The sequence below is a fragment of the Undibacterium sp. Ren11W genome, assembly GCF_049340485.1.
Lineage (GTDB): Bacteria > Pseudomonadota > Gammaproteobacteria > Burkholderiales > Burkholderiaceae_D > Undibacterium.
The window spans coordinates 71290-87860 of sequence record NZ_JBMPPB010000001.1 but is presented as its reverse complement, the minus strand read 5'-3'; the positions used below and the strand labels follow the sequence as shown (position 1 = coordinate 87860).

Here is a 16571-nt window from a genome sequence, read left to right as displayed (position 1 = left end):
GATGAACTATCAAGACGCTCGCAGCCAAATCGAAGATGGCGATGTCATCGCTGTTCGAACAGCCCACAGCCTGTTTGGAAAGCTGACGCAATTCTTTACCCGTAAAATTTACACACACAACGGCATCGCCGTATGGCTAGACGAAGGCTTATGGATGGTCGAAATCAATGGTGGTAAAAATCATGCTATCCCCATGTCACAACTTGAGGGAGATGATTTTGACGTGTTCCTGCCGCCGCAAGAGCTAACCAGATCGAATATCAGAAAGGCCGCCCTGGAATCCTTGCGGGTCAAAGTGAAATACGGTCTTGCCGCCGCTTTCATGATCGGCTTGCTTGGTCTGTTAAAACTAAAAACCTTTGTTCACTGGCGCAAAATCATTGTCTGTTCAGGTTATTGCGTTGCGATTTATGAAGAGGCAGGCTGGCAGGAACATAGCCGGATCATCTCTCCTGGTGAGCTGGCTGACCTGTTGCGCTTGAAACTCGAAATTCGAGCCTAAGCGAAAATATTGAGAACTAAGAACAGAGCGACCAAAGTGATGCGTCAACATCGCCCTGGCCGTTCGATTGCAGACTGACCTGCGCACAAACCAAGGCTCTGCCACCCCGTACGGAGGCGGCGAATCTTAGCACAGGGGCGTTAAATGCAGGATATCCGATGTGGCAATTGTCATAAAAAATTAGCAGAAGGTGAATATCGCAGGCTTAATATCAAGTGCCCGCGTTGCAGCACCATCAATCAGCTGAGTGCCGTGAGCACCTATCCAGAACGCCCAGGAGCGTCAATAGAAGTATCTAACAATGACCAATCCCATCATCCCATGGCTGGGCGGTAAGCGCCGTTTAGCCGATAGACTGATCCCTTTATTTCCTAAACATGAGTGCTATGTAGAAGTCTTCTGTGGTGGCGCAGCCCTATATTTCCTGCGTCCCGTCCAAGCGGCCACCGAAGTCATCAATGACATCAACGGCGAACTGGTGAACCTATACAGGGTAGTGCAGCACCACCTGGAAGAGTTCGTCAGACAATTCAAATGGGCAATCAGCAGCCGCCAGATATTCAAGTGGCAGAAAGACACACCGCTGGAAACCCTTACCGACATCCAGCGCGCTGCCCGATTCTATTACTTGCAGCAGCACGCCTTCGGCGGCAAAGTCAGCGGCCAGAACTTCGGTACCGCCACCACAGGCTCACCGATCAACCTGTGCCGCATAGAAGAAGCCCTGAGCGCCGCCCACCTAAGGTTGTCCGGCACCTATGTAGAAAACCTGAGCTGGCAAGACTGTATGAAGCGCTACGACAGGCCGCATACCTTCTTCTATTGCGATCCACCATACTGGGAGACAGAAGGATACGGGGTCGACTTCGGTTTCGAGCAATACCAACAGATGGCCGACTTCATGCGTACTTGCAAGGGTAAGGTTATGGTCAGTATCAACGACCATCCAGCCATCAGAGAGGCGTTTAACGGTCTGCATATGATGGGCTTAGACATCAAATACAGCGTATCAAACACCCACGGTCAGCCTGAAACAAGCAAAGAGCTGGTAATTATGAACTGGGAGCCGACCATCATGGATAGTCTGTTCTAATCATGCGTTAATCGAAGGCCGTTTGACGCGGCCTTTAACGGTTCTAGTGCCAAATAGGACGTAAATATGTTTAAATACTCCGTTCCAAATAGATCGTAAGTCCGTGCCAAATGCGGCGCGATTTTACACGAGCCGCATGGGATATGCGTGATGGCGGCATGCTGTTTTTGGTTTGCTGTGGTCTGGTCTTGTTTGTACTTCTGTCGTTATTGTGCGATTGCTGGCCGGTGGTAGACCGGCGGCTAGTCCCTTTTCTTGCTTCGCCAAGAAAAGGAAGCAAAAGAAGGCGGCGCAAAGTCGCTGTCCCTTCGGGATTCCCGCTTATGCAAGTCAAAAAATGGAAAATGAAGCAAACTCGCTACGCTCAAACAGCTTCATTTCTAATCCATTTTCTGCCATGCACAAGCGGCAGCGCCACATGCGGAGGGCGAAAGTCAACACGTCCGTAGTGCGACTTTCAGCTCTCCACACACGCAATGCCCAAGCACATCGAGCTACGGCAATCCGGTGCTTTTGACCTGGGTTTTGATTTGGGGTTTGACCTGGGTTTTGACTTGGCTTTTGACTCCGTTTTTGACTCCGCCTTTGACTTGGATTTTGACGTTGGTTTTGACTCTGCTTTTGACTCGAATTCGCATGTGGCGCTGCCAATTGTGCGGGGCGGAAAATGGATTAGAAGTGAAGCTGTCTGAGCGCAGCGAGTTTGCTTCATTTCCCATTTTACGACTTGCACAATTGGGTATCCCGCAGGGACAGCGACTTTGCGTCGCCTTTTTTGGCATACCTTTTTTGGCGAAGCAAAAAAGGTATGTAGTTGCCGGTCTACCACCGGCCAGCAATCGCACAACAACCACAGAAGTAAAAACAAGACCAGACAACAAAAACACCACCAAGCCAACACGCATATCCCACGCGCCTCGCAGGCCAGCATGCTTGAAGAAGCGCATGGCATATGCGCGTTGGCAGGCTGCGATTTTAGATTCTCTCAAGGAAAAATCCGCCCGATTACGCTGCGCTAATCGCGCCTACGTGATCAACCCAGTCCGCTGGCGCTCACAATGCAAAAAGAAGCTAGCCATCACTGGCGCCTAACCTCTTGCACCCCACTCACTTCACGTATCACGGCCAGCGCTTTTTGCAGTTGCGCGGTACCACCGATTTCGGCGGTAAATGACATGCGGGCTTGCGACTTGGCGCTTTGCGTGTTGACCCCGATGACATTGATTTTTTCACGTGAGAACACCTCAGAAATGTCTCTGAGTAAACCCTGCCGGTCTTGTGCCAGCACAAAAATATCCACCGGATAAACGGTCTCTTTGCCGTGCTCGCCCCAGGTGGTATGGATCACCCGCTCCGGTGCTTTATTGCGCATCTCGGCAAAATTTTTGCAATTTAAGCGGTGGATAGAGACGCCCTTACCGCGCGTCACAAAACCGACGATATCGTCCGGCGGTGCTGGCTTACAGCAGCGCGCCAATTGCGTCATCAAGCCATCGGTGCCAACTACCAGCACGCCCGATTTAGCGCCCCGTGTTACGCTCGATGCCTTACTCTTATTGGTGATACTGATTTCATCGAGCACCACCGGCTCTGGTTGATCGCGCAAGACGTTTTCTATCTGACGCAGGCTAAACTCTTCTTTGCCTACCGCTAAAAACAAATCATCGACATTGGCAAAGGCCAGTTTGCGCGCTAACTCATCGAGATTGACGGCGGTTTTGCCCTCACGCTGCAAGGTTTTTTCGACCAGGGCACGGCCGTTACCTAGCGTTTCTTGCTGGTCGATCAGGTTAAACCATGCGCGGATTTTGCTACGGGTGCGGCTACTGGCCGAATAATCTGGTCCCATCCAATCGCGCGATGGCCCGGTCTGATTCGAGCCAACTTTGAGTGTGATGATCTCTACTGTCTGACCATTTTTCAAGACAGTATTAAGTGGCACCATGACATTATCGACGCGCGCACCACGGCAACGATGGCCGACATCGGTATGCAAATGATAGGCAAAATCGACCGGCGTCGCGCCACTAGGCAGTTCGATAACACGCGCCTGCGGCGTTAGCACGTAAATGCGATCGTCCAGTGAGGCGGCCTTGATTTTCTCTACCCATTCACGCTGCAATTCTTCTTGCCCGACCACCACATCGGCGACTTCAGATTTCCAGGCCAATAGCTCGCGCAGCCAGGCGATCTTACTATCGTATTCTTGCGCCGAGAAGTTGGAGCCACCAGCTTCTTTATAGCGCCAATGCGCCGCCACCCCATATTCGGCGAACTGATGCATTTCGCGCGTGCGGATTTGCACCTCTAGCGGGCGGCCATCCTCGACCACCACCACGGTATGCAGAGATTTGTAGCCGTTAGCTTTAGGACGCGAAATATAGTCGTCAAATTCTTTCGGAATCGGGGTCCAGGCGTTATGCACGATGCCCAGCACGGCATAGCAATCCTTGACATCATCGACGATCACACGGAACGCGCGTACATCGTACAACTCATCAAAATTGACATCCTTACCGCGCATTTTTTTCCAGATACTATAGATGTGCTTGGGGCGGCCCGAGACTTCGGCCTTGACGCCGACCGCTGCCAACTCGGTCTCTAGTCTGGCAATCGCCGAGACCACGAAACTCTCGCGCTCCAGGCGTTTTTCTTCCAGCATTTTGGCAATCCGCTTGTACTGGACCGGCTCCAGAAAACGGAAGGATAAATCCTCCAGCTCCCATTTCAGTTGCCAGACCCCGAGGCGGTTTGCCAATGGCGCATACAAGTCCATGGTCTCACTGGCAAATTGCTGGGCCAGACCATCTTCACGCTTGCAATCGGCAAAATAACGCAAGGTGGTGACACGCGAAGCTAAGCGCACCAGTACCACCCGCATATCGGTCGCCATCGCCAATACCATCTTGCGCAGGGTTTCCATTTGGGTTGCCATTTTTTCGGCAGCGTCTTTGCCTTTGCCGACTTCGTGCTGGGTCAGCGCCGCATCACGCAGGCGCATCAGGCGGCGAATACTCGAGACTAAATTGGCAATTTCGTGACCAAAGCGCGCCTCGATTTGCTCGGCAGCATGAGGATTAAGCTCGGGCAGTTCAAACAGCAGACCGGCGATACGGGTATCGACATCGGTTTTGAGCATCGCCAGAGTGGCGACCACGCCCTGTACAAATTGTAAGGCGTTTTGCTCGGTGATGACCTTGCAATTTGCGTAGTAAGGGGTGACAAATTCCAGGGCTGTCATGACCCTTTCACACTCTTGCGCGGACAAGCCATCAAGCAAGGGAGAATCTGAGGATGTCGCTGAGATCGATACCATAATTATTTTTTCAAACTATTCTTAGGCCTACTTAAGCCTACTAATGCCACTCTCCCGACTTCTGGATTATGGCAAATTATTCTACTGCAACGATGGCGAGCACCGGGCTGATGTTCGCATGTTTCTGACTATTTTTGCGCGGCCGTCACGACCACTTCGATGCGCCATGCGGCATTCGCCAAGGCGGCCTGCACCGTAGCACGCGGCGGGCTATGGCCAGGCGCGACCCAGGCATCCCATGCCTGATTCATGCCGCCTATATCATTGATGTCGGTCAAAAAAATCTGACACATCAAGATCTGCGTTTTATCGCTACCCGCCTCGGCCAGCAATCTATCCACATGCGCCAGCACTTGTTCGGTCTGACCAACGATGTCTTGACTCACATCATCCGGGATCTGCCCAGCCAGATACACGGTGCGATTAAAGATGGCGGTCTCTGACAAACGCGCCCCTACATGAAACCTTTGAATACTCATTTCTATCCCGATAAAATTTAATTTATTTTAGTAAAAATTCTCTGACCAGTGCGATCTGATCGACCTGCACAAAAGTCGGCGCATGCCCTACCCCGGGCAACTCGATTAATTGGGCACGCGGGCCGCGCTGCGTCATCTGCTGCGCCGCCTCGGCCGTCAATAAATCAGATTCACTACCGCGCACCAGTAAGGTCGGGCAGCGTATCGCATCGTACGCCTGCCACAGCATGGCTTGTGCAGCCGCTGCCAGCTCAGGCGTAGTGTTCTTCACTGGTATCGCCAAACCTAGATCGTAGTGACGTATCCATTGGCCCTGGGCATTTTGCTTTAACACGTCACTCGCCAATTTATGCCACTGCTGCTCAGTATGCGGGCCAAACGACAGGGAAATGGCGCGAATATAGGCAGCCGCCTCATCAAAGCTAGCAAAGCGCACATCCTGGCCTATGTACTCGCCTATCCGCACGATCGCCTCTAAATTGAGCGCAGGCCCGACATCATTTAAGACCAATTTTGTGACTGGCGTATCCGGCAAGGACGCCAGACCCATGCCGATCAAGCCGCCCATTGAGGTACCAAACCAATCTACCGTCGCGGCATTAACGCGCGCCAGCAAAGTCACCATATCGCTGACGTACTGCGGGATTTGATAGTGCAGAGGATTGCGCAGACTGTCTGATTGCCCGCGTCCAACCACATCAGGACAAATCACGCGATACACGTCAGCCAAGGCGGGAGCCAGTACATCAAAGTCATCCGCCACACGGGTAATCCCATGCACGCAGATTAAGACTTTGGAATTGGCTGGATCGCCCCATTCTTTATACGACATCCTGTGCAAACCTGCCGGCGACAGACACTGCACTGATTTGCGGGTAGCTTGCATAGTTAAGCTTTCATCGGTTTGTTGAAAAGAAGCTAGTAGTTTTACTAGGGCAAAAATATGCTATTAATATGCTATTAATATGACATTTTACTGGCCCTTAGACTTAAAATCACGGAACAGTTTTCATGCAGTAAATTTTTCATTTCTTCAACAATTCTACAGGAGTCACGATGTCCGCTCTCACACTAAAAGACAAAACTGCATTAGTTACAGGATCTACTTCGGGAATAGGATTGGGAATAGCCCGCAGTCTGGCCGCCGCCGGCGCCAACATCATGCTCAATGGTTTTGGCGAAATCGATCAAATCAATGCGATCCGCGCCGATATAGAAAAAGAGTTTGGCGTCAAAACCGCTTACCACAATGCCGATATGAGTCAGCCTACGCAGATCGCGGCGATGATGGAAGTGGCCATGCAAGAATTCGGCGGTGTCGATATTCTGGTCAACAATGCTGGCATACAACATGTTGCCAATATTGAGGATTTTCCGGTTGAAAAATGGGATGCCATCATCGCCATCAATCTCACCTCCGCCTTCCATACGACGCGTTTGGCACTGCCGTCTATGAAGGCCAAGAACTGGGGCCGCATTATTAACTTAGCCTCGGTGCATGGCCTGGTCGCCTCAGCACAGAAATCAGCCTATGTCGCTGCCAAACACGGACTGGTCGGCTTTACCAAAAGCACTGCACTCGAGACCGCGCACACCGGCATCACCTGCAATGCCATCTGCCCGGGTTGGGTATTGACACCACTGGTGCAAAAACAAGTCGATGCGCGCGCCCTGGCCGAAGGCATTAGCAATGAAGATGCGAAAAAATCCTTGCTTGCCGAAAAGCAGCCATCAGGAGAATTTGTGACGCCAGAACAACTAGGCGCGCTGGCGGTATTTTTTTGCAGCGAGGCGGGCAATCAGATCCGTGGTGTGGCCTGGAATATGGATGGCGGCTGGGTCGCGCAATAAGGACGCGCTGAGGCTGGGGCTGACACAAGCTCCCCCCCAGCCTCGCTGCTTTTGCCTTGCCGCACTAAATGACAAGCAGTTTAATAAGCCGTTTAATAAGCAGTTCAGCCACGCTAGCAGCCAAGTACGCAATAATCTTATTTTTTTAAAAACTGTTGTAGACCCTTACACTTCTCTACGCCACGTTCTATAGTAAGCCATCGTCCTTTTCTTTTATGGAGTTCGCCATGTCCTTATCTCGCAAAATGATTCCCCTCTCTATTCTCTCGGCATTCATTGCAGCTCTCGCCTTTGGCGATGCCCAGGCCGCTGGAAAAATGAAGCCGGGATTATGGGAAATGCATATGCAATCCGATGAAATGAAAAACATGCCGCAAATTTCGCCGGAACAGATGGAGCAAATGAAAAAAATGGGAGTCAAACTGCCCACCATGCAAGATGGAGGGATGGCCGTAAAAGTGTGTGTCAGCAAAGAAATGGCGGAGCAAGAGCAGCCACCGCTAGCGCAAAAACAAGCCTCGGGATGCACGCCGCAAAACATGAAACAAAGCGGCAATGATTACTCGATGGAACTAGTTTGCGACAGCCCTGAACTAAAAGGCATAGGCATGGTAAAGGGCAGTTATAACGGCAGCGACAGCGTACGCTCCAGCTACGACTTTAAAGGTATGTCGCACGGTAAACCGATGACACAGCATATGGAAAGCAAGGGCAAATGGCTAGCCGCTGATTGTGGCGATGTAAAACCTATCGGCGGTGTGCCGAAAAAATAGATTATGGCTAGGTGAAATAGCCAAGCAAAAATAAAAAAGGAGGGAGTATCACTCCCCCCTATAGGATTGCGCATATCCCACCTGCGCAATCCTAGCATCAAAACAGATACCCCCCCTGGTATCTATAAGATTCAGTAATAATCCCGGAGATAATGTAGATGATTTTGGTATCCACGCCATGCGCCATGCCTTGCCAGCGATTATCTCCCCCACTGACGAACAGGGCTAACGATAGGTCGTCAGGCAGGATAGTCCAGGGATAGTGCGGGCAAACACAGCAGCAGCATTTGAATTTTTAGCACGACTCAGACTTGAAATAATTTAGTTAGGACTCCTTTACAAATAATTTAACGAACGCTACAATTCGGCATGAACTCACTACCGCCATCTCCATGGGACACCACACCAGCGATCAGCGAACGCATAGTCAGCGCTATATCTCGCATCGCCAATGTACTGCGTTCGGGTGCCTGGCAGTTTGCTACCGCTGAAGGCTTAAATCCGACGCAGGTCGATATCTTGCAAATACTGTTGAGCCGTGATGCAGGAGTGCGCTTATCCTGGATAGCGCAACAGATAGGCGTCACCGCTGCCAGCGCCAGCGATTCCGTCGCTTCGCTTGTGGCAAAAAAACTGGTCGAAAAAGGCCGGGCCTCGGATGACGGACGTGCAATTGCGATCTACCTAACCAATGAGGGGCGACTGCTGGCCAAAAAAATAAATAGCGCGATGTCTTTCGCTTTTGATGCGGTGAATGAATTACCGGAGGCGTCTCAGCAAGCCATGTTTGAAGGTCTGCTGGCCTACATAGGAAAACTTCAGCAAAGCGAACGTTTTCCCGAAATTCGCGCCTGTGTGACGTGTCAGCATTTTGTCGCCAACAAACATAAAAATGACCAAGCACCACACCACTGTAATTTGGTCAATGCGTCACTGCCGCACATGCTGTTGCGCTTAGATTGCGAAGAGCACGCGCCAGCAGAGCCTGCAACGGCTACATTAAATTGGAAGAAATTAGAAAAAATGTCCCTGTAACTGAGGTCGATAATGACGTTTAAATAGGTACTCGCATGGCTATGCCTAACGCAAGTTCGGCATTTTTTTAAAAGACAAATAATTAGGACTCCTATATTAAATGCGCATGTTTTTTGGCTCATACATCGCATCGCACTACCCCGAGCCACGCTTGAAATACCAACCAATTAAAAAGGACACAACATGAAACACACATTTACACAGATGGCGGCAATCTTTACTCTCGCCTCCGCAGCGCAGTTAGTCACAGCGCATGAGCATAGCGGCGGCATCGCGACAGCAGCGACACCAACAGTAAAGGCCGCTTTTGATATCTTTCATACCAAGATCACGACAGAAGGCAATATCGCCACTTTCCATATCGCCGTCTCTGGCAAGGCAGGAAAAAGCAAACCAAACAAAGTGGGCAAGTTGGCCGGTAGCACGGTGTTCTCCTATGTTTGGCCAACGACGATAGATCCTTCCGCCGTCGGCTTCGAAGCAAAAAGTGGCATCTTGGCCTTCACGGTCACGTCCCATCCGGATTTCAACGACACGCCATTATTTGCCGGTGGCGGTGGCGAATGGCATTCCCATTGGGTCGTACTGCAAGCCGATCCGGCCTGTGGCAAAGACACGTTAAAAGTAGTCGACATACCCGAGGGCAGCAAACCTAAGCTGCCAAAAACTTGGCCAGGTTTGCCCATCTTGATTGATAGCCCGGGCTGGAACCCGGTTTTCAACGGCAACACACTGGAAGTCAAAGTCCCTTTTGACGACATCGGCGTTGTCACTGCGGCCAATTTCGATGGCGTAACCGCTGCCTTGCGGGTCAACGCGAGTGTCCATGCACCTTTGCTATGCGTTGCCGATGTATTCAAAGTCGCCTCAGGCAATCTCTCCTTGCCGGGAAAAGTAAATCAATAGTTTGGTCGACAGCCCAGCATCCATCAATCGTCTGCGGAGTATGGCTAGACCGCCCACTCCGCAGCGCTCCCCCATCGCAATGCAAGAGGACACTATGTTAAAGATGAATACGCCAGCGCCAGAATTAAGCATTTTCGCATGGATCAACACCCAAGCGCCGCTCACGCTCGCCGAACTGAAAGGCCGCGTGGTTGTCATACATGCGTTTCAAATGCTGTGTCCCGGCTGTGTCTCTCACGGTCTGCCGCAAGCGAGTGCAATTCACGCCGCATTTCCACCGTCAGAACTCGCTGTGATCGGTATCCATACCGTGTTTGAGCATCACGCTGTGATGAATGCGAATGCACTTAGAGCATTTGTCCATGAATACAAAATTGCTTTTCCTATCGGCATCGATACGCCGGACGCGGTGAACGGGATTCCCATCACGATGCAAAGCTATGGCATGCGCGGCACGCCAAGTTTGATCGTTTTGGACCGATTAGGCATGGTTAGACTTCATCACTTTGGGCGCTTGGATGATTTGCGCCTAGGTGCACTGATAGGGCAGTTATTGGTCGAATCGGCGGTACCAAAAGAGCAAAAAATCGAGGCTATCCAAGAGTTACGCTCAGGTGAAAACTGCAACACAGAATCATGTCAGATTACCTAAGAATAAAGACGAAACCAAGAGTTAATGAGGGAGTATCGCTCTCTCCCAGCAAATAGCGCATATACCACGTGCGCAATTTATTGCGTACATCATATACCCTACCCCAGTATATAAAATTAAAGTATCGCGAATATTCCGTTCCCAGGCACAAACCGCACACGCACGGACTTTCCCGTGATTCAAAAGAGGGACGACAGCATTGCTTGGACGTGCGTGCCATCCCATATCGATCAGCCACGTTGCACAGACTAACTATCGCTAGAACTAGGCGCCCTATTTTCGCGACAGGCAGTAACGAGATATGCTACAGTGAAAAATAGCTTGTTCGGCTCAGCCCCTCTTTGACTGAGTTCATCAGCGCACTTCACTGTCTTTATTCATCGATTCTTTGCAACGCTCACTTGGTTCAGCTTGAGGCTAAAGATGCACATAGATAAACTCTCAGTAAAACTGCGCATCGTACTGGGCTTTGCCATTCCCATTATTCTGTTTGTCGGGTTTGCGATGTTTCTCACGCAGAGTTTGATGACAATAAAAAGTCAGACAGAAGTCGTCAAAAATGAAAGTCTCGTGTACGCATTACTGGCCAAAGAAATGGAGCTTGACGTCACACAAGTGCAGCAGTTTTTGACCGATGTATCGGCCACTCGTGCCAAAGATGGCCTCAACGACGGCTGGAAAGAAGCAGACGCACATTTCAATAACTTCATGGCTGGCCTGGACAAGTTCCAAAAATATTATCAAGGTAAATCCGATAAAACTCAGCTGTATGCTTTAGCGAGCATCAAAACTCGGGGGCAACAGTTTTACGAGCAAGGCAAAAAACTAGCGGCCGCCTATGTAGAAGGTGGCTCTGATCAGGGTAATCCGATGATGCCTGAGCGCAGAATCTGGCGCAACAAGTACATGCATTCAAGCTTGACGATACCCAATAGTTGGAAAGCACATTCTCACCACGGCTGACGTGAGTTCGTCAGGCACTCCAATTTTCTCCTAAAGAGTAGGACAAAACCATGATTAAGTTTCTTCACATTTGCACAGCAACACTGATAATTTTGTGCGCTATCAACAACCAAGCATGGGCCGCCTCAGAAGAAATCCAAGTGTATATGGACGAAATTAATGCCCCTAAACAGTTTGGCTTGGATATCCATACCAACTTCGTCATGTCTGGCAATCGTACTCCCGACTACCCCGGTGCTCAAGCTCCTGGGCGAGTTTTCCGAATAACACCAGAATTTTCTTATGGTTTAACTCCGAATTGGGAGCTAGGCGCGTACATTCTGATGTCGCATGCAGCGAGCGAAAATAGCACGGTCGATGGAGAAAAAATTCGTTTGAAATTCTTAGCGACCAAGGCTAGCGATCAAGGTTTTTTTTGGGGTGCCAATCTGGAAATAGGCCGGGTCGCTTATCGCATCGACGAAAATCCATGGAACGCAGAATTAAAAGGCATGTTCGGGTATCGAGGTGATCGATGGACCGTTGCTACCAATCCAAATATCGGTTGGAAAATTTCCGGCCCGGTAGAGAGCCCGAGCAGCTTCCATTTGGATTCAAAAATTGCCTATAAAACCGATCATGATCTCGAAGTAGGATTAGAGAGTTACAATGAGTTTGGTCCTATTCACCATATGGGACATCTTGATCAGCAGAGTCAAACCGTATTTGCAGTAGTCGACTTTAATGTGCGTGGATGGGATCTTAACTTGGGAATAGGACGCGGACTCACTTCTGCATCTGACCGCTGGGTGGCCAAAGCGATTATTAATGTCCCATTTTAAGCAAGTTCAAGTGTGCAGCAACATTGTTGCGCTTCGTTTGCTGGAACAATTTTGCGTAGGCCTTTAGCTACAAATAAAAATCTGCATATCCTATGCCAAACCTTGAGGCCCCTAATACTAGGTGTCCCAAACCCAGAACTTCAGACAGACGCCCTACAAACTTAGCCTCGTCACCAAGGCAAGCGCTGCCCTTGATACGTCACAAACGAGGCAGTATCCTCGGCTTGCAAAGCGTCCAATACCTGCAGCATTTCGCTGGCGGCTTGCAATGCGGGCCGGCCAATTTCGGCACCGCGAAATGGCTGTGATAAAGCAGAAGTCACTGTACCGGGATGCAGTGCTACGATCACGCTGTTTGGCTGGGTGCGCTTGATCTCGATCGCTGCGGTTTTGATCATCATATTCAAAGCTGCTTTCGAGGCGCGATAACTGTACCAGCCGCCCAGTCGATTGTCTTCTATGCTCCCCACTTTGGCTGAAAGCAGCGCCAGCACTCCGCGTTGCTTGTCTAGCAATTTTGAAAAGTACCTTAACACGAGCGCGGGACCAAAAGTATTGACCATAAATGTCGTCTGCATCTGCGCGAAATGCAAATCGCCTAATTTCTTCTCAGGCATAAAATCGTCGCTATGCAAAACACCCGCGGCATGAATGATTAAATGAAATGGCCCGCTTGACTGTAGCGCTTCTGCTGCTGCCTCGATACTGCGTTCATCATTCATATCGATGGGTGGGGAGGATTTTCTGTGCAGCGCAAGCACGGTGTCGCAACGCGGGTCAGCTTGTAGTTGTGCGACAAAGGCGGCGCCGATTGCGCCAGTAGCGCCGATCACGCAGGCACGAAAATGATTAGGAAATGATTTCAGCATAATGGCACCCAAGTAAAGTCAAACACAGGCAGTGTTAATCAGAGCCAGCCTTGTTTCCATAGGCTGGCGTCTTGTAATTCGCGCCATGCGATCAGCTGTTTTTGTTTCGAATAAATGGCTTCAATCTCCACCTCGACAATCGCCGCCTGAGTATCATCGGGTTGTATCACTTTACTGACCAAAAAATGCTTCTGTTTCGCCGTCACCTGCACGGAGGTCCACTTTGTCAGTAGCAGTTTTTTGGGATTCAATGGGTTCAGTGGATTCAATGGGTTCAGTGGATTCAATGGATTCAATGGGGTCATAGTCTATATCTCGGTCAAATATCTCGGTCAATTCGGTCTGGCGAATAAAATTAAATCGTCTCAATATTTTTTCGATAGAACATCGCTTGCTCTTTAAAAGAGTGAACTGCCTCTGGCGTCATCTTGCGTAATTGAGGGTACACCATCCCTATTCGCGGATTATGTCCCAGGGTGCTTTCATTACGCGCAAAAAAATCCCAATACAAAGAATTGAAGGGACATGCCTTGTCTCCCACCCGTGACTTTTTGTCGTAATGGCAGCCCTTACAATAATCGCTCATACGGTCAATATAGGCGGCACTCGACACATACGGTTTAGTTGCTAACACGCCGCCATCGGCATACTGACTCATGCCTAGCGTATTGGGTAGCTCCACCCACTCAAAGGCATCGATGTAGACACCGAGATACCACTCATGTAGCCGCTCAGGATGAAGCCCGGCCAGCAAAGAAAAATTGCCTATGACCATTAAGCGTTGAATATGATGTGCATGCGCTTGCTGTAAAGACTGGCCAATTGCCTGCGCCATGCAGCGCATCTTGGTCTTGCCGGTCCAGAACCAGGAAGGCAAATCGCGCTGATGATCAAACACATTTTTTTGTGCATACCCTGGCATGTGGTGCCAGTACACACCACGGATATATTCGCGCCAACCAATGATTTGACGAACATACCCTTCGACCGCACTCAATGGCGCTATACCCTGATGAAATGCGGCCTCTACACGCTGCACCACTTCATGCGGATTGAGCATCTTGGAGTTGAGCGCAAACGACAGTAATGAATGAAATAGACGCCAAGCCTTACTACTCATTGCATCTTGAAACTCACCAAAGTGCGGCAGGACGCCATTGACAAAAGCCTCTAGTTGCAACAAGGCTTCTTGCCGGTTCAAGGGCCAGCAAAAATTTTCCGCTTGCGGTTCACCAAAGCTCTTGATGCCAGCCATCTGTATGTTGTGCCAGAGCGCAGTGTGATCATGCATTGCACGAATATCCGATGGCTCGGACGGAGAGCCCGGCCATGCTTTGCGATTGTCATGATCGTAGTTCCATGCACCGCCCAGGGGTTGATTGGCCTCCCCCATCAGAACTTGATGTTTGACACGCATCTGGCGATAAAAGTATTCCATCAACCATTTTTTACGGCCAGAAAAAATGCGTCCGACTTCGTCCTGCGAAGTATAAAAATGTTCGGAATCGACCATCCTGCATGGTCGCCCACACACGCTGGCGTAGTCATGCAATTGTTGATCGAGGCGCCATTCATCGGGCGCTTGATATTCTAGCTCCTGAACCTGGTATCGCTCTGCCAGCAAACTCAGATTCGCCGGGATGCTGTGCTGATTTTCGGGGTCATCAATGCACAAATAATGTAGCCGATGCCCAGCCTGGCGCAATTGCTGAGCCAGATCGCGCATTCCTGCAAAAATGGCGATGATTTTTTGGGCGTGATGTAACACATAATCGGTCTCTTGCCGTACTTCCATCATGACGTATAAAACATCGTCGTGCTGATGGGAAAACCAGCTATGTTCAGGATTTAACTGGTCACCCAAAATTAATCTTAGCGTTGCTGTTTTTGCTGCAGTCATAGTTAGATTTTCCTTCATCGCGGCCTCGCTAGTCATTCATGAGTTGGATTAAGCTTACGGCAACGAGCGGAGCAATATTTCACCTCGTCCCACACCCTCTCCCACTTTTTTCGCCACATAAATTGCAGGCCACAACGCTTGCATAATTTAAAAGGGAGATCGGCTTTCTTACGCATTTTCATTTTTTTCTTCAGCCGTTTCTATTGCACTATGATTCCTTCGGCCTGCGCCACTCTCAGCAAAGCTTGCTCTAAGGACGCACGGGCGTGCGCCGCCGTGTGGTGCAAATCACGATGAAGTGAGGCATCGTCGTCGTTTCGATTTTCGCATTGCGCGCTGTAGCGCTCGAAACTGCTTAGCATTTGCAGCAAGTCCACCAAGTGACGCGGACATTCACAATGGATAGCATCCGCCGATTTTGCGATCAGGCTTAGGGCATCATCCGTTAATAATCGCGGTGGCAACTGACTGGCCGTTCTGCTCTTCCCACCGTGTACGCTCCCCACAGATTTTTTTTCTTGCTGTGTTTTTTTTGACTGGCTCAATTGCACTTGCGCCAAGGCAGAACGACACTGGCTTTCAATTTCCTGCATATCAGTGGGAATACGCGCGACGTAACAATCAGCCTGCCGTAATTGACGTATCGCATCACTCGAAGAAAAACGATACAAGACCAGCGCAGCTCTGGCCTGGCAGCTTTGCTGCACTTGCCGGATAAGTGCTATTTGCACAGCAGGCTCGGTAATCTCTCCCAACTCAATGACGACAACATCAACCACGGCATCCTGCAGCTGCGAGCTTGCCTGCTGTAGATTGGACGCGGTCTGCACCACGTTCAATTGAAGTTTGCTCTGCCCCTGATCGAGATTGAGTAAAGCATGTCGTAAGGAGGTTCCGACTACAGCGATCCGGATGATTCCTTGCTCGAGCAAACTAGCTTGCAATTGCGCTGACGGCAAACCAGACGCGGCATCTAATTGGGCCAGCAATTGCGGCACATCTAAAGTAGCCACTGTCCCGATAGGATTGCCTGCATCGACTAATTGTTTAATCAACCCCAAACGCCGGACGTCACCAAAAGAATATTGACGTTGCCCCTGCTCACTGCGATGAGGATCGGTGACACCATAGCGTCGCTCCCACACCCTTAGAGTTTCAACAGGTACGCCCGATAAGCGCGCGGCAGCACCGCTACGGAAAGTGGCTTCAGACTGCTTATCAGCTATGTCAATCGCTGAATTTTTGCGTTTATTCGACATCATTTTTACCTTTTCAACTTTTTACTTAGAGTTTCAACAGGTACGCCCGATAAGCGCGCGGCAGCACCGCTACGGAAAGTGGCTTCAGACTGCTTATCAGCTATGTCAATCGCTGAATTTTTGCGTTTATTCGACATCATTTTTACCTTTTC

The 16571-nt window shown here is 50.1% G+C and carries 19 protein-coding genes; 10 read left to right on the top strand and 9 right to left on the bottom strand.

The annotated features are described in order from the left end of the window. Position 1: 1 nt before the first annotated feature. The 3 genes from ACO0K8_RS00415 to ACO0K8_RS00405 all read left to right on the top strand — a co-directional run bounded on the left by ACO0K8_RS00415 (position 2) and on the right by ACO0K8_RS00405 (position 1595). Positions 2-502, top strand: a complete 501-nt coding sequence (locus tag ACO0K8_RS00415) for a hypothetical protein (protein WP_422944653.1) — start codon at positions 2-4, stop codon at positions 500-502. Positions 503-646: 144 nt separating this feature from the next. Further along, positions 647-838 carry a Com family DNA-binding transcriptional regulator gene (locus tag ACO0K8_RS00410; RefSeq protein ID WP_422944652.1) on the top strand — a complete coding sequence of 64 codons (192 nt, stop codon included), beginning with the start codon at positions 647-649 and terminating at the stop codon, positions 836-838. Continuing rightward, positions 804-1595, top strand: coding sequence for a DNA adenine methylase (locus tag ACO0K8_RS00405; protein WP_422944651.1), 792 nt, complete (start codon positions 804-806; stop codon positions 1593-1595). Before ACO0K8_RS00410 ends, ACO0K8_RS00405 begins: the two co-directional genes overlap by 35 nt. A gap of 494 nt (positions 1596-2089) precedes the next feature. Here the strand turns inward: ACO0K8_RS00405 and ACO0K8_RS00400 are convergent, their stop codons facing one another. From ACO0K8_RS00400 to ACO0K8_RS00385, 4 genes are all read right to left on the bottom strand, one after another. Further along, positions 2090-2584 (bottom strand): hypothetical protein, encoded by a 495-nt coding sequence (locus tag ACO0K8_RS00400; protein ID WP_422944650.1) that lies wholly within the window; start codon positions 2582-2584, stop codon positions 2090-2092. A gap of 89 nt (positions 2585-2673) precedes the next feature. Next, positions 2674-4911: a RelA/SpoT family protein gene (locus ACO0K8_RS00395; RefSeq protein ID WP_422944649.1), complete on the bottom strand. Its 2238-nt coding sequence runs from the start codon at positions 4909-4911 to the stop codon at positions 2674-2676. Positions 4912-5039: 128 nt separating this feature from the next. Beyond that, complete coding sequence (locus ACO0K8_RS00390) at positions 5040-5390, bottom strand: RidA family protein (protein WP_422944648.1); 351 nt, start codon at positions 5388-5390, stop codon at positions 5040-5042. A 22-nt stretch (positions 5391-5412) separates the two neighbouring features. Next, on the bottom strand, positions 5413-6276 hold the full coding sequence (locus ACO0K8_RS00385; protein ID WP_422944647.1) for an alpha/beta fold hydrolase: 864 nt from the start codon (positions 6274-6276) through the stop codon (positions 5413-5415). A 170-nt stretch (positions 6277-6446) separates the two neighbouring features. Here ACO0K8_RS00385 and ACO0K8_RS00380 point away from each other — a divergent pair, with 170 nt between their 5' ends. The 7 genes from ACO0K8_RS00380 (at position 6447) to ACO0K8_RS00350 (ending at position 12391) form a co-directional block, all read left to right on the top strand. Further along, the gene (locus ACO0K8_RS00380) at positions 6447-7241 is read left to right on the top strand and encodes a 3-hydroxybutyrate dehydrogenase (RefSeq protein WP_422944646.1); all 795 of its coding nucleotides are present in this window, start codon (positions 6447-6449) and stop codon (positions 7239-7241) included. A gap of 227 nt (positions 7242-7468) precedes the next feature. Continuing rightward, entirely contained in the window at positions 7469-8014 is a 546-nt protein-coding gene (locus ACO0K8_RS00375) for a DUF3617 domain-containing protein (protein ID WP_422944645.1), read from the top strand. Between the two features lie 369 nt (positions 8015-8383). Continuing rightward, complete coding sequence (locus ACO0K8_RS00370; RefSeq protein ID WP_422944644.1) at positions 8384-9049, top strand: MarR family winged helix-turn-helix transcriptional regulator; 666 nt, start codon at positions 8384-8386, stop codon at positions 9047-9049. 183 nt (positions 9050-9232) lie between these two features. Beyond that, the gene (locus ACO0K8_RS00365) at positions 9233-9955 is read left to right on the top strand and encodes a hypothetical protein (protein WP_422944643.1); all 723 of its coding nucleotides are present in this window, start codon (positions 9233-9235) and stop codon (positions 9953-9955) included. A gap of 94 nt (positions 9956-10049) precedes the next feature. Continuing rightward, a complete protein-coding gene (locus ACO0K8_RS00360; protein WP_422944642.1) occupies positions 10050-10607 on the top strand; it encodes a redoxin domain-containing protein in 558 nt (185 codons plus the stop codon). Positions 10608-11030: 423 nt separating this feature from the next. Next, complete coding sequence (locus ACO0K8_RS00355; RefSeq protein ID WP_422944641.1) at positions 11031-11570, top strand: hypothetical protein; 540 nt, start codon at positions 11031-11033, stop codon at positions 11568-11570. A 50-nt stretch (positions 11571-11620) separates the two neighbouring features. Beyond that, complete coding sequence (locus ACO0K8_RS00350) at positions 11621-12391, top strand: hypothetical protein (RefSeq protein ID WP_422944640.1); 771 nt, start codon at positions 11621-11623, stop codon at positions 12389-12391. A gap of 170 nt (positions 12392-12561) precedes the next feature. Here the strand turns inward: ACO0K8_RS00350 and ACO0K8_RS00345 are convergent, their stop codons facing one another. Genes ACO0K8_RS00345 through ACO0K8_RS00325 form a run of 5 tightly spaced genes read right to left on the bottom strand, consistent with a single transcriptional unit; the run spans position 12562 to position 16419 of the window. Continuing rightward, positions 12562-13260, bottom strand: coding sequence for an SDR family NAD(P)-dependent oxidoreductase (locus tag ACO0K8_RS00345; RefSeq protein ID WP_422944639.1), 699 nt, complete (start codon positions 13258-13260; stop codon positions 12562-12564). A gap of 38 nt (positions 13261-13298) precedes the next feature. Then, positions 13299-13565, bottom strand: a complete 267-nt coding sequence (locus ACO0K8_RS00340) for a TIGR02450 family Trp-rich protein (RefSeq protein ID WP_422944638.1) — start codon at positions 13563-13565, stop codon at positions 13299-13301. 50 nt (positions 13566-13615) lie between these two features. Continuing rightward, positions 13616-15160, bottom strand: a complete 1545-nt coding sequence (locus ACO0K8_RS00335; RefSeq protein WP_422944637.1) for a cryptochrome/photolyase family protein — start codon at positions 15158-15160, stop codon at positions 13616-13618. Between the two features lie 32 nt (positions 15161-15192). Then, positions 15193-15336, bottom strand: a complete 144-nt coding sequence (locus tag ACO0K8_RS00330) for a DUF2256 domain-containing protein (protein ID WP_422944636.1) — start codon at positions 15334-15336, stop codon at positions 15193-15195. A gap of 24 nt (positions 15337-15360) precedes the next feature. Beyond that, a complete protein-coding gene (locus tag ACO0K8_RS00325) occupies positions 15361-16419 on the bottom strand; it encodes a MerR family transcriptional regulator (protein ID WP_422944635.1) in 1059 nt (352 codons plus the stop codon). Positions 16420-16571 lie beyond the last annotated feature (152 nt).

Bases quoted from the DNA above. Each gene is read 5' to 3' on its own strand.
- ACO0K8_RS00410 (WP_422944652.1), top strand. From the start codon at position 647: ATGCAGGATATCCGATGTGGCAATTGTCATAAAAAATTAGCAGAAGGT.
- ACO0K8_RS00385 (WP_422944647.1), bottom strand. From the start codon at position 6,276: ATGCAAGCTACCCGCAAATCAGTGCAGTGTCTGTCGCCGGCAGGTTTG.
- ACO0K8_RS00330 (WP_422944636.1), bottom strand. From the start codon at position 15,336: ATGCGTAAGAAAGCCGATCTCCCTTTTAAATTATGCAAGCGTTGTGGC.
- ACO0K8_RS00360 (WP_422944642.1), top strand. From the start codon at position 10,050: ATGTTAAAGATGAATACGCCAGCGCCAGAATTAAGCATTTTCGCATGG.
- ACO0K8_RS00370 (WP_422944644.1), top strand. From the start codon at position 8,384: ATGAACTCACTACCGCCATCTCCATGGGACACCACACCAGCGATCAGC.
- ACO0K8_RS00365 (WP_422944643.1), top strand. From the start codon at position 9,233: ATGAAACACACATTTACACAGATGGCGGCAATCTTTACTCTCGCCTCC.
- ACO0K8_RS00355 (WP_422944641.1), top strand. From the start codon at position 11,031: ATGCACATAGATAAACTCTCAGTAAAACTGCGCATCGTACTGGGCTTT.
- ACO0K8_RS00375 (WP_422944645.1), top strand. From the start codon at position 7,469: ATGTCCTTATCTCGCAAAATGATTCCCCTCTCTATTCTCTCGGCATTC.
- ACO0K8_RS00345 (WP_422944639.1), bottom strand. From the start codon at position 13,260: ATGCTGAAATCATTTCCTAATCATTTTCGTGCCTGCGTGATCGGCGCT.
- ACO0K8_RS00350 (WP_422944640.1), top strand. From the start codon at position 11,621: ATGATTAAGTTTCTTCACATTTGCACAGCAACACTGATAATTTTGTGC.
- ACO0K8_RS00395 (WP_422944649.1), bottom strand. From the start codon at position 4,911: ATGGTATCGATCTCAGCGACATCCTCAGATTCTCCCTTGCTTGATGGC.
- ACO0K8_RS00405 (WP_422944651.1), top strand. From the start codon at position 804: ATGACCAATCCCATCATCCCATGGCTGGGCGGTAAGCGCCGTTTAGCC.
- ACO0K8_RS00380 (WP_422944646.1), top strand. From the start codon at position 6,447: ATGTCCGCTCTCACACTAAAAGACAAAACTGCATTAGTTACAGGATCT.
- ACO0K8_RS00340 (WP_422944638.1), bottom strand. From the start codon at position 13,565: ATGACCCCATTGAATCCATTGAATCCACTGAACCCATTGAATCCACTG.
- ACO0K8_RS00415 (WP_422944653.1), top strand. From the start codon at position 2: ATGAACTATCAAGACGCTCGCAGCCAAATCGAAGATGGCGATGTCATC.
- ACO0K8_RS00325 (WP_422944635.1), bottom strand. From the start codon at position 16,419: ATGTCGAATAAACGCAAAAATTCAGCGATTGACATAGCTGATAAGCAG.
- ACO0K8_RS00335 (WP_422944637.1), bottom strand. From the start codon at position 15,160: ATGACTGCAGCAAAAACAGCAACGCTAAGATTAATTTTGGGTGACCAG.
- ACO0K8_RS00390 (WP_422944648.1), bottom strand. From the start codon at position 5,390: ATGAGTATTCAAAGGTTTCATGTAGGGGCGCGTTTGTCAGAGACCGCC.